This window comes from Colwellia echini (assembly GCF_002843355.2).
Classification (GTDB): Bacteria; Pseudomonadota; Gammaproteobacteria; order Enterobacterales; family Alteromonadaceae; genus Colwellia; species Colwellia echini.
Window position 1 is genome coordinate 17,931 of record NZ_PJAI02000017.1, and the last position, 13,324, is coordinate 31,254.

The following is a 13,324-nucleotide window of genomic DNA, read 5'->3' on the forward strand; positions in this document are numbered from 1 at the left end:
CAATATTTGCTTTTCAAAACTTTTCAGCTCAATTGTTAGTAAAAGATAGCAGTTATATATTAGTTGATTAGTCACTTAAAAGAGTAACTAAAACGTTGTAACTAAAATAAAAAATCAAATTGAGGTGTTTTAATGCGCTTAAAAACAAAAATATTAGTTTTTGTACTTGTGTTGTTCTTATCGTTGATGAGTATTGCGCTGCTTGGTCTACAAGTATTAACTCAGGCAAGTGAGGCTGATAATAAAGCTCGAATAAACCAATTGATGAAATCTACTGTTAATATCATTGAACAATTTGAGTTACTTAGTAGTAAAAACGGACTTTCAGAACAACAAGCAAAAGAGTTTGCTACCCAGTTACTTAGAGAAAATAAATACCACGACTCAGAATATGTTTATGTGGTTGATGAGCAACTTAACTTTGTTGCAACCCCGCATGACCCGCAATTACACGGTACTAGCTTTAATGACTTTAAAGATGCCAATGGAGGAAGTGTAGGTCAAATGGTTGCAAGACTGGTTGGTAATAAAACTAATCAAATCATTACATATCATTGGGATTCAGAGCGAGAAGGTAAAGTTGTAGACTTAACCTCGGTTGTACAAAAAACACCTAAATGGGGTTGGTATATAGGTACAGGGATCAGTAATGCAGAAGCTGATGCGCGTTATTGGGATACAGCTAAATGGTTACTTACGTTATCTATTTTTATTGCACTTATTTTATCTTCGGCTTTAGCACGTTTTGGACTTGCATTAAATACAGCTTTGGGCGCTGAAATTAAAGATGTACACCAATTAGTATTAAAAGTTTCTCGAGGTGATCTCAACCAAGAAAGTCAATTTAGCTATGCCAACAAAGAAAGTGTTGTTGGCGCCATTAACTTTATGCAAGCATCGTTACAAGAGGTGTTACAAGGAATTAAAAATGTTGCAGATCATCTACATACGCAAACAGATAACTCAGAGCGTCGCGCAGGTGAGCTAGATACGTTAACAAGGGTTATGAATGAAGAGACACAAATGGTTGCCTCGGCAATAACTGAATTAACCGCATCGGCAAGTAATGTTGCGGACAACGCTAAACAAACAGCTGATTCTGTTATTGATGCAGAAAAACAAGGAAATACTGCCAATGCTCTTACCAAGGAAGCCTCTGAAACAATTAACTTACTTGAGACGCAAATTGAAAATGCAGGGACTAATATTCAATTACTTGATGATGAAGTAAATAACATTGCGAATGTATTAACCGTGATCCAAGGTATTGCTGAGCAAACTAATTTATTAGCATTAAATGCGGCAATTGAAGCGGCAAGGGCAGGTGAACAAGGGCGAGGTTTTGCCGTCGTTGCTGATGAAGTTAGGCAACTTGCTCAGCGCACGCAAGCAAGCACTGAAGAAATTCATCAAATGATCACTAAATTACAAAGTGCTACGAAAGAAGCAAAAAGTTCAGTGAGTCAAAGTATCGCCACTAGTGAAAAAACCGTTGAAAAATCTAAACAGGTTTCAGAGCAGTTACAACAAATTGCCAGCTTATTAGGAGGTATATCGCAAATGACTCACCATATTTCAACGGCGTCGTTAGAACAATTAGCCGCAGGCGAAGACACTGCTCAACGCATTGTTAATATTTCTGATACGGCAAGCAATACTTCTACGGTATCTCATGAAGCGAGAAGTGCTGCTAATGAGGCGCAAAAGCTTAGTGAAAGCTTAGAAATAGAGATTAATAAATTTAAAATGTAAACCATCCTGTCAAAATCAATATATCAGAGTAACGTAAAACGGCTTAGTGAGTATAAGCCGTTTTATTATCATCGCTTCAATAGTTTCTGTTTTTTAATTTCTTCTCACTTTATTCTCTGGTGTGATAATTGCTTGTTACGTTATTAATCGTTTAATAGTCCCTAATATCCGACAAAATGTTGGCAGGAGTGTAAACAAGTGGCAGCAAAAACAACCCGTTTTATTACCCAAGTATTAAGTTTGATTGCGCTTTTTTCGGCAAGTCAAAGCTATGCATTAGAAGGTTCAGTGCAATTACAAAAACCTAACCAAGATAAAAGCTATGGTTACAGTCTGGTTCTTGGTGATGAATTTTTTAATCAAAAAGCATTTAATTGGCAGGTTAGTTATAACCGCCTTGAAAATGTCGCAATTACTGACTTAGATGAAACGAGTCAAACTTGGGATGATGCCAATTTAGATTTCACCTTACAGACCATTGAATTAGGTTTGTCTTATCGTTATTACCCTCGCTCTTACGACAAATTAATTAGTAGCTTAATGATTGAGTTTCAAGTGGCTGCTGCAGTTAATTTGAGTGAACACAAACTTGTTTTTAGACCAACTTTAGACCGTGATGATATTTACTTTGCTAATCAGGGGGATATCAACCCTGTTATGTCAGTTATGCTGCAAAAAAGTTTTACTAAAAACTCAGCCATACAACTAGGCTTAAAGTATTACCCGAGCTATTCAGACTTTGGCAGCATTAGTACTTTGTACCTTGGCTATAATTATCGTTTTGGTCGCCAAATAGGTTACTAAGTTAAGTAATTTGAGTTCGGAATAAGCAAGGTGCTACAACAGCCTTATTTATCCGTATTTCTTCGTTAAGAAAACTCCCAATAACTCGTTATTGGCTTCGCTTTCTCGCCTTGGACTACGAATAACTAAAACGATTGTAGATGCGCGACTACAAATAGTTGGTTTTGTTTTACTGTACTATTTCATTATCCCGATCTCAGATTAAGTAACACTGACGTCCATTAAAGTTTTATCTTTTGGAATTGTTGCCGATAACAACTAACTGACAAAAATTTTCACCCTATTTCCCTCACTTTGGAGAAGCGTGTGTTGAAGTATAAAATACGTAGCTTTAAATTTTTAATTATCTTGTCACTGTTAATCAGTAGTCATGCTTTTGCCGTTGATACCGACGGTGATGGCTACGATGATTCCGTCGATAAATTCCCTAATGATCCCTTAGAGTGGCTTGATACCGATCTTGATGGCATTGGTAATAATAGCGACGATGATATTGATGGTGATGGACTCACAAACGATATTGATAATAACGATGATGGCGACTTGGCGATAGATATTTACGATCCCCTGCCAAATGATCCCAGTGAGTGGTTAGATACCGATCAAGACGGTTTAGGTAATAATACTGACACCGATGATGATAATGATGGCGTACCCGATGCACTTGATGTATTTCCACTTAACGCATTAGAAAGTTTAGATACCGATCTTGATGGTATCGGTAATAACGCCGACAGTGATGATGACGGTGACGGCGTACTTGATGTTTATGATCAATTCCCCCTTGACCCTCTTGAATACTTAGATACCGACCTAGATGGTATTGGCAATAATGCCGATAATGATGATGATGGTGATGGCGTTAATGATGCCGATGATACCTTCCCACTTGACTTCAATGTTAATGCTGACCTTGATGGTGATGGGATTGGTAATGCACAAGATCCAGATATTGACGGCGATGGCATTGTGAATACCTTTGATATTTTTCCTTATGACAATACCGAATGGTTTGATACCGACGGTGACAGTATAGGAAATAATACCGATGACGACGATGACGGAGACGGTATCCTTGATACTTTAGACGCATTACCGCTTGATCCTTTAGAAAGTATTGATACGGACAACGATGGCATTGGTAATAATGCCGATGATGATGATGACGGTGATGGTGTTTCAGATGATCTTGATGCTTGTCCGTTAGATCCGCTTGAACGTCTTGATACCGATATTGATGGTATATGTGACGGGGTTGATACTGACGATGATGGTGACGGCAGCTTAGATATTAATGATGCTTTTCCGCTTAATTCTCTCGAATGGCTCGATACTGACAATGATGGTTTAGGCGACAACAGTGATAACGATATAGATGGTGATGGTATCGGTAATGCGTCAGACGCTTTTCCTTTGGATCCAAGCGAATATTTAGATACAGATCTCGACGGTACTGGTAACAATGCTGATCTAGATGATGATGCTGATGGTGTACTTGATAGTCTTGATGCTTTCCCACTTGATTCTACGGAATCAGTAGACACTGATGGCGATGGCATTGGTAATAATGCCGACCCTGATGATGATGATGACGGTATTGTTGACGCGGATGATGCTTTTCCGTTAGATCTGTTAGAGGATCGTGATAGCGATGGCGATGGTATTGGTAATAATACCGATCCTGATGATGACACTCACGCCACAACTGGTGTTGGCGATAATGTGTTAGACGCTAATGATGCTTTCCCTTTTAATCCACTTGAGTGGAATGATAATGACGGTGATGGTATTGGTGATAATAGCGACTCTGATGATGACACTCATTATGTGACCCTAGTTGGCGATGGTTTTCCTGATCTTGTTGATGCGTTTCCTTTTGATGCCAGTGAATGGCTAGATAGTGATAATGATGGCACTGGTAATAACGCTGATAACGATGATGATAACGATGGCGTTTTAGATGGCGATGATATTTATCCATTAAATTCAGCTGAGCAGTACGACAGTGATGGCGATGGCGTTGGCGATAATAGCGATAGTGATGATGATAATGATGGTTTCGCTGATGCAATAGATGCCTTTAAAAATGATCCTCTTGAATGGTTTGACACTGACGACGATGGCGTTGGCAATAACGCGGATTTAGATGACGATGGTGATAGTCGTCCAGATAATATCGACTTATTTCCTCTTGATGCAACAGAATGGCAAGATTCAGATAACGATGGCATAGGCGATAATGCCGATGCAGACGATGATAATGATGGCATTAGAGATATTGATGACGCATTTCCATTTAATCCTATTGAATCGGTAGATACCGACGGTGATGGCTTAGGTAATATATTAGACACAGATGATGATAATGATGGTTTTTTAGATTTTGAAGACCAAATGCCATTTGATGCAAATGAACGATTTGATACCGATGGTGACTTAATTGGTAATAATGCTGATTTGGATGATGATGGTGACGGCATGAGTGATGTTTTTGAATTGCTTCATAACTTTGATCCATTAAATAAAGATGATGGCTTGTTAGACACTGACTTTGATGGGGTGAGTAACCTTGCTGAAGCATTAGCTGGAACTAATCCGTTAAATGATGATTACGCGCCAATTATTACGCCGCCTCAAGCTGTGCACATTAACGCAGAGCATACTTATACAATGCTCGATATTAATCGTTTAATCGAATTAACTAATATTACAGTACGTGATGGTCTTGATGGCAGAAATTGTTGTGGCTTAACCGCACTTGGTTTTGAAACTGGCGCTAAAAATGTTAGCTCAGGTTTAGTTTCAATACTTTGGCGAGCAGTTGATAATGCAGGTAATATTGCCACAACAGCGCAAACCTTAAATATTCATCCGTTGGTGAATTTTAGCTCAGCGCAAACGGTTGCTGAAGGCGGCGTAGCAAAAGTGTCTGTAGTTTTATCAGGCCAAGCTCCTTCATACCCAGTTACTATTCCGTTAACTATTACAGGCAGTGTTGATGAAGCTGATTATACTATGGCTGATAATCACATAGTGATTGAACAAGGCGTATTAGGTTCTATTGACATTGCTCTCAATACCGACTTTCAATTAGAAGGAGATGAAACCTTAATTGTAAGCTTTGAGCAGGGCGTTAATGCAGGCGTACACCAGTCACATGTAATTACCGTATCAGAAGATAATGTTGCGCCGAGTATCAATTTAACGCTTTGGCAAAAAGGTATTCAAGTACCGAGTGTGGCTAAAAATGATGGTGAGGTGACGGTTGAGTTATCAATTACCGATAGTAATATTTTAGACACGCATCAAATTGATTGGAAAATTCCAGATTATTTAGCCGCAGTACAATCGGGCGATGAATTGCAGTGGGTTTTTCCTGTAGAAAATGTAACTATTCCTGATGAAAACAAAGGGCTGATCAATATTAGTGTCACTGTTACCGACAGCGGAAATACCACCAATAGTGGAACGCAAGAACTGTCACAAACTAAGCACCTTTATATTCCGTTGTTGGCAACTCAGCAAACGTTACGGGGGTTAGATACCGACAGAGATGGTATTAATGACAATATTGAAGGTTTTAGTGATGAAGATCTAGACGGTTTGCCGGCCTATATGGATAATTCAACAATTCCATACTTACAACCATTACATGTTAATGCAGCTGTGGTTAAATTAGCTGAAACTGAACCAGGTTTACAGTTAAAATTAGGTAAATTTGCGCTTCACCAAAGCTCAGATGGCGTACAGCTAACTCAACAAGAGCTAACGAATACAGGGTTGGTTGAGCAAGATACTTTGGTGAATACTATGGGCTATTTTGATTTTGAAATTCATAACATTACACCATTTGGTCGCTCAGTTGCTATTGTTTTACCATTAAGCCAAGCTATTAAAGATTATGCGGTTTACCGTAAAGTAAATAGTGATTTACAATGGAGCGACTTTGTTGAAGACAGTCAAAACGTTATTGCTACAAGCTTACCAGTCAATGGTGTTTGTCCGCCGCCGCACAGCGATCTTTATCAAGTGGGTTTAAATATTGGTGATACTTGTTTAAAACTATTGATTGAAGATGGTGGCGCTAATGATGCTGATGGCATTGCTAATGGTGTAATTGATGATCCAGGCGGCATTGCGGTGATTGACAATAATACAATTTCTCTTGATGTAACTCCTGAAAAATCAAGCAGTGGTAGTACCTCAATATTAGCATTACTTTCGTTAGCTTTATTTGCCTTGATGAGAGCACGACATCTACTGTTGGTTAGTCGTAAAGAAAATAGCAATCGGTAGTAGCCATTGATAGTAGTTATCAATAGTGCTAATTAAGAGCAGTTATCAATATTAGTTAGAAATAGTAGTTATCAATAAAGGGTTTGTTAACAGGAAATTAAAAGTTGAACGACTAAGTAGCCGTTATAACTAATTACTTATAGCGCTCACAGGTTAGCTTAATAACTGATCATTTAAGTTAAAATTATCAGTTATTAAGCGTAGATCACCGATAAATCATTTTTTTTGTTGAATCCTTGTCATATTCTTGGTCAAATGACGCCCATAGTCATAAATAATTAATATTAGTTATTTAGCTGCATGTCTCATCAGACCCTTGATGAATTTAACGTCATGCTGCGCAAGATAACCTAGACACATAACCAAGACAAAATAAGCAATAGTCATCTAAATGAAATATTCCCGCGTATTTATTAATAGCTTATCGTATGAACTGGCACCTGAAGTTGTCACCAGCGTAGAGCTAGAATCTCGTTTAACTCCTTTATATCAAAAGTTTCGTATCCCAATGGGACAATTAACCGCATTAACTGGTATTGATGAACGCCGTTGGTGGCCAGCAGACCATATTCTTTCTGATGGCGCAATTGTTGCTGCAGAAAAAACAATGCAAGAAACAGGTATTGATGTTGCTGATATAGGTGCGGTTGTTTACACCGGTGTTTGTCGTGATCAACACGAGCCAGCAACAGCTTGTCGTATAGCTGCAAAATTAGGTGTATTAAAAGACACTGCAATATATGATATTAGCAATGCGTGTTTAGGCGTGCTGTCAGGTATTTTAGATATTGCTAATCGAATTGAGCTTGGTCAAATTAAAGCTGGCTTAGTGGTTTCGTGTGAATCTGCACGTCACATAGTAGATGTAACCATTGACGATATGCTTGCCGAGCCAACGATGCAAAATTATGCTCGTTCTTTAGCTACTTTAACCGGTGGCTCTGGCGCTGTTGCGGTATTACTTACGGATGGTAGCTTTGATTTAAAAACAGATCGAAGTCACCAATTACTTGGCGCTAGCCATTTATCAGCACCTGAGCATAATAATTTATGTCAGTGGGGCTTAAAAGAAGTTGGTCCACAATTATTCCGTGAATTTATGCGTACCGATGCGGTGAGTTTACTCAAAGAAGGTGTTTCTTTAGCAAAAGATACTTGGGAACATTTTTTATCGCAACGCGAATGGGTTGAAACACAAGTTGATAAAGTTATTTGTCATCAAGTTGGTGCAGCTAACCAAAAGCAAGTATTAACTGCTTTAGGGATTTCTAAAGAAAAAGAATTTCCAACCTACCAAAAACTAGGCAATATGGGCACAGTTTCATTACCGGTTACCGCGGCAATGGCGCATGATCAAGGCTTTTTACAAAAAGGTGATAATGTTAGCTTTTTAGGTATAGGCAGTGGCTTAAACTGCATGATGTTGGGGCTTAAGTGGTAAATATGACTAATTTAGAGAATCACTCGCCGTTTAAAGCTAATTACATTAACCGTAATGGTCATCAATATCATTATGTCAATGAAGGGCAAGGCTCTCCTGTGGTTATGGTGCATGGCAACCCCAGTTGGTCGTATTATTACCGTAATCTTGTTAGCCAATTAAGTGAAAATCATCAATGTATTGTTCCTGATCATATCGGTTGCGGTTTATCAGATAAACCTGATGATGAAGGTTATGATTACACCTTAGCTAATCGTATAGATGACTTAGACGCTTTACTTGAGCATTTAAACGTAAACGAAAATATTACCCTGGTTGTACATGACTGGGGCGGAATGATTGGTATGGGCTATGCGGCTCGATATCCTGAACGTATTAAACGTTTAGTTATATTAAATACAGCAGCTTTTCATTTACCAAAAACTAAAAAGCTACCACCTGCTTTGTGGTTAGGTCGCAATACGTTTATTGGTACTGTGCTGGTGCGTGGCTTTAATGCATTTTCTGGAATCGCTTCTTGTATTGGTGTTAAGCGTAAGCCAATGCCTAAAGCAGTGCGTGAAGCTTATGTTGCGCCATTTAACTCATGGAAAAATCGCATATCTACTTTACGATTTATTCAAGATATACCGCTTAAAGAAGGCGACAGAAACTACCAATTGGTTTCCGATATTAGCGATAGTTTAGAAAATTTTAATAAATTACCAATGCTTATTTGTTGGGGATTAAAAGATTTTGTTTTTGATAAACATTTTCTAGATGTTTGGCAGCAACGCTTCCCAGAAGCAAAAGTACATGCTTTTGATGATTGCGGACATTACATTTTAGAAGACGCTGCTGATGAAGTAGTGCCGTTAATTAATGAGTTTATCAAATCAACAGAAGTACAACTTACAAAATAGAGTTTAGACACATAAGTTTAACTTGGTAATATCTAAAAGCCCAACAGGAAACCGGAAAATGATAGAAACAACTAACTCGTCTTCCAATCAAGCTAACTTATGTCGTCATCTCGCTCATGCTGCAATAGCCACGCCAAACGCGTTAGCCGTTGCAGTACAAAAAAGCCAAAGCGGCATACTTACCTATCAAGAAATTAATTTTGTAACCTTACATCAACGCAGCGATGAAATTGCTTATGCATTAAATGCCTATGGCATTAAATCAGGCATGAAAGCGGTGTTAATGGTAACCCCAAGTATTGATTTTTTTGCCTTAACTTTTGCTTTATTCAAAGCGGGTATTGTACCTATTTTAGTTGACCCGGGTATGGGCATTAAAAACCTAAAGCAATGTTTTATTGAATCTGCCCCTGATGCTTTTATTGGCATTCCGAAAGCGCATATTGCCAGAATAATATTTGCGTGGGGTAAAGGCAGCGTAAAAAAATGTTTAACCGTGGGTGGAAGCTCTGTTATTGCAAAACTAGTTGCCAAGGTAATTGGTGGCGATAGCTTAGCTAACATACTTAAACGTTATCCTCTGAATATAGAAAAAGACACAGATAATAAAGCGACTTACCCAATGGTAAAACTTGCTGATGATGCTATGTCGGCAATAATGTTTACCAGTGGCAGTACAGGTACGCCAAAAGGTGTGGTGTATAGCCATAAAATGTTTGAAGCACAAATTACTGCACTTAAAAACGATTATGCTATTGAACCCGGAGAACGTGATTTAGCAACCTTTCCATTATTTTCATTATTTGGTCCTGCATTAGGTATGGCGTCAATTGTGCCAGATATGGATGCCAGTAAACCGATTAGAGCCAACCCTCATTATATCTTCGCAGCTATTGAAAAATATCAATGTACTAATTTGTTTGCCAATCCCGCATTAATTGAAGTGTTAGGGCAGGCGGGGGCAAGTGATGCTCAGCAAGACAACTCAAGCGTTACAAAATTAACGAGTTTAAAGCGCGTTATATCAGCAGGTGCACCAGCAACATTGCCATCTATTGCACGATTTACTCACTTACTTAATGATAATGTACCTATATTAACGTCTTATGGCGCTACAGAGTCGTTACCGCTAACTAAAATTGCGAGTAATGATTTACTCGAAACTAGCCATATTACCGATAATGGTGGTGGTATATGTGTTGGCCGACCTATTAGCGGCGTTGACATTAAAATTATTAAAATTACTGAAGAGGTAATTGAGCAATGGCATGACGTTCTTGCCTTAGGCCCGAACGATATAGGCGAAATTGTCGTAAAAGGTGATATGGTCAGCCAGCAATATTATCAGCGTGACTTGGCTACTGCACAGGCAAAAATTAAAGACTGTGATGGAGCCGATAATGTACGTCATAGAATGGGCGATTTAGGTTATTTAGATGATAACGGGCTATTGTGGATGTGTGGCCGTAAAGCACATCGCGTTGAAACACCGAAACAAGTTTTTTATTCTATTCCTTGTGAACGTATATTTAATACTCATAACCTCGTTAAGCGCTCTGCATTAGTTGGCGTGAAACTGTTAAATGTTACAACGCCAGTAATATGTATAGAGCTTACCGATGAAGCGAAAAAACTACAAAAAGTAAAAAACAGTACATTTGATGAATCGAGTTTGTTCTCAGCATTAAGATCGATTGCTTTTGCTCATCAACAAACTGCAGCTATTTCACATTTTTTAATTCATGATGATTTTCCTGTTGATATTCGTCATAACGCAAAAATATTTCGTGAAAAGCTTAGCGTGTGGGCACAAGAAGAGCTAACTGATGACTGACAAAATTATTCCGAACAAAACTACTACAGACATAGCGATTACGGACACAAAAATCATAGAGCCCATAATCACTGAGACAAGAAGCACTGAAAAACACATGCATGAATTAGAATCTATTATTGAGGCGTTTAATAAACAGCTTCAACAACCGCTGAGTGATCTTGCTGAGCAAACAAATCATGTGTTTGTTACAGGAGCAGGGGGGTTTTTAGGAAAAGCACTCTGTAAATTATTACGCCAAGCGAACATTAAAGTAACTGGCTTTGCCCGGGGTGTTTACAGTGAATTATCTGACATCGGTGTAAACATGGTGCAAGGTGACATTACTGATTTCGCCCAACTTAAAAAAGCAATGGCATCGTGCGACCTTGTTTTTCATGTTGCTGCTAAAGCAGGTGTTTGGGGCAGTAAAGAAGATTATTACTTACCCAATGTTCAAGGCGCTAAAAATGTTATTCAAGCCTGTACCGAATTAAGCATCGAACGATTAGTTTACACCAGCACACCTAGCGTAACTTTTGCTGGGGTTGATGAGGCAGGAATTGATGAATCAGAGCCTTATGCTAATAAATTCTTAAATTACTATGGCGAATCGAAAGCAATTGCTGAGCAATTAATTTTAAATGCCGGACAAATAGACAAAACAGATGTGGAATATAAACTTAAAACCGTAGCTTTACGTCCTCATTTAATTTGGGGACCTAATGATCCACATTTGGTACCGCGTGTTTTAGCAAGAGCCAGCGCAGGTAAATTAAAATTAGTCGGTAAAGAGGATAAACTAGTTGATACTATTTTTGTTGATAATGCCGCTTACGCACATATCTTAGCTGCAATTGAATTAACTAAAGTAAACGCTAAGTGTAATGGCAAAGCGTATTTTATTAGTAACGATGAACCCATTACCATGGCTGAAATGCTAAATAACATTTTACAATGTGCTAATTTACCACCAGTAACTAAACGCGTACCTAGCTCTGTTGCTTATTCAGCAGGTAGCTTACTTGAGTGTGTTTATAAGTTATTGAATAAAAAGCAAGAGCCAATAATGACCCGATTTGTTGCAAGACAGCTGTCGACTAGCCATTATTTTGATATTAGTGCTGCTAAACATGATTTAGGTTACTCTCCGCTTATATCAATCAATGATGGTATGAAGCTACTCAAAGCATCACTTGTTAAGTAACCTGAGTTCGGGATAAGCAAAGTGCTACAACAGCCTTATTTATCCGTACTTCTTCGTTAAGAAAACTCCCAATAACTCGTTATTGGCTTCGCTTTTTCGCCTTGATCTACGAATAACTAAAACTATTGTAGATGCTTTAGTGTAAATATTTGATATTGTTATGCTGTACAATTTCATTATCCCGAACTCAGGTTAAATAGCCCTTTGTCAAAAAATAAAGTTTAAGATATAAGTGCCAATGCATACTTTTATAAAGCATAAAGTAATAATTATTAGGAGTTTACCTACACACTATGAGTAAAGTTTATCATCATCCAGTGCAAATATATTACGAAGATACTGACCATTCTGGCGTTGTATATCACCCTAATTTTCTAAAGTATTTTGAGCGCGCGCGCGAGCATGTTATCGACAGTAATAGACTGGCTACCTTGTGGCAAGAGAAGGGGTTGGGCTTTGCCGTTTACAAAGCAAACTTAACCTTTCAAGATGGTGTTGAGTTTGCAGAAATTTGTGATGTGCGAACCACTTATCAATTCGATGGTAAATACAAAACCGTATGGCGCCAAGAGTTATGGCGGCCTGATGGTACTAGGGCGGCTGTAATTGCTGATATTGAAATGGTTTGCTTAGATAAAAACAAGCAGTTACAACCTATCCCAGAAGAAATATTAACGCCGCTAAAAGCAGGTGAATAATTGACGTTATAAGTAGTTAATTACTTATAATATAGCAGTACCTTCAGTCTCTATAACCGTTTTTGCACCCGCAAGCTCAATGACTTTTAACAGTGTGGTTTGAATGGCTTCATCTGTTCTCGCATCAGATTTACTGGTAAATATTTGTTCTTGAACTGCAACACCCTCCGCTTGAATAAAGCCAACCACAACAGTTGTTGCACAGTTAGCTGATTCACCAAAATAAGTTAAGGTAATTTGTGGGTAACCTTGAAAGCCTTTTTTAATTCTTTTGGCGATGCGTTTTGTTGATTTATCTACGTTCATAATATTATCTTGAGTAATTGTTTAAGCTATCTTGCTACAATAACCTGTTTAGTTACTCGAAAACCATTATAATCATCTTATATTAAGTAATATTGTTATGAAAAA

The 13,324-nt window shown here is 38.2% G+C and carries 9 protein-coding genes; 8 read left to right on the forward strand and 1 reads right to left on the reverse strand.

What is annotated here, in order from left to right; all coding sequences use genetic code 11:
• Nucleotides 1-132 precede the first annotated feature (132 nt).
• From CWS31_RS13450 to CWS31_RS13485, 8 genes are all read left to right on the forward strand, one after another.
• On the forward strand, nucleotides 133-1,752 hold the full coding sequence (locus tag CWS31_RS13450; RefSeq protein ID WP_101343926.1) for a methyl-accepting chemotaxis protein: 1,620 nt from the start codon (nucleotides 133-135) through the stop codon (nucleotides 1,750-1,752).
• Between the two features lie 198 nt (nucleotides 1,753-1,950).
• Complete coding sequence (locus tag CWS31_RS13455; RefSeq protein WP_246143536.1) at nucleotides 1,951-2,556, forward strand: hypothetical protein; 606 nt, start codon at nucleotides 1,951-1,953, stop codon at nucleotides 2,554-2,556.
• A 306-nt stretch (nucleotides 2,557-2,862) separates the two neighbouring features.
• Nucleotides 2,863-6,852 carry a thrombospondin type 3 repeat-containing protein gene (locus CWS31_RS13460; protein ID WP_101343927.1) on the forward strand — a complete coding sequence of 1,330 codons (3,990 nt, stop codon included), beginning with the start codon at nucleotides 2,863-2,865 and terminating at the stop codon, nucleotides 6,850-6,852.
• A 391-nt stretch (nucleotides 6,853-7,243) separates the two neighbouring features.
• The gene (locus CWS31_RS13465; RefSeq protein ID WP_101343928.1) at nucleotides 7,244-8,293 is read left to right on the forward strand and encodes a 3-oxoacyl-ACP synthase III; all 1,050 of its coding nucleotides are present in this window, start codon (nucleotides 7,244-7,246) and stop codon (nucleotides 8,291-8,293) included.
• A 2-nt stretch (nucleotides 8,294-8,295) separates the two neighbouring features.
• Nucleotides 8,296-9,195, forward strand: coding sequence for an alpha/beta fold hydrolase (locus CWS31_RS13470; RefSeq protein ID WP_101343929.1), 900 nt, complete (start codon nucleotides 8,296-8,298; stop codon nucleotides 9,193-9,195).
• Between the two features lie 58 nt (nucleotides 9,196-9,253).
• Nucleotides 9,254-11,029 (forward strand): olefin beta-lactone synthetase, encoded by a 1,776-nt coding sequence (oleC, locus tag CWS31_RS13475; protein WP_101343930.1) that lies wholly within the window; start codon nucleotides 9,254-9,256, stop codon nucleotides 11,027-11,029.
• Nucleotides 11,030-11,126: 97 nt separating this feature from the next.
• Nucleotides 11,127-12,215 (forward strand): 2-alkyl-3-oxoalkanoate reductase, encoded by a 1,089-nt coding sequence (gene oleD / locus CWS31_RS13480; protein WP_101343978.1) that lies wholly within the window; start codon nucleotides 11,127-11,129, stop codon nucleotides 12,213-12,215.
• A gap of 293 nt (nucleotides 12,216-12,508) precedes the next feature.
• Entirely contained in the window at nucleotides 12,509-12,913 is a 405-nt protein-coding gene (locus CWS31_RS13485; protein ID WP_101343931.1) for an acyl-CoA thioesterase, read from the forward strand.
• Between the two features lie 24 nt (nucleotides 12,914-12,937).
• Here the strand turns inward: CWS31_RS13485 and CWS31_RS13490 are convergent, their stop codons facing one another.
• The gene (locus CWS31_RS13490) at nucleotides 12,938-13,219 is read right to left on the reverse strand and encodes a hypothetical protein (RefSeq protein WP_101343932.1); all 282 of its coding nucleotides are present in this window, start codon (nucleotides 13,217-13,219) and stop codon (nucleotides 12,938-12,940) included.
• Nucleotides 13,220-13,324 lie beyond the last annotated feature (105 nt).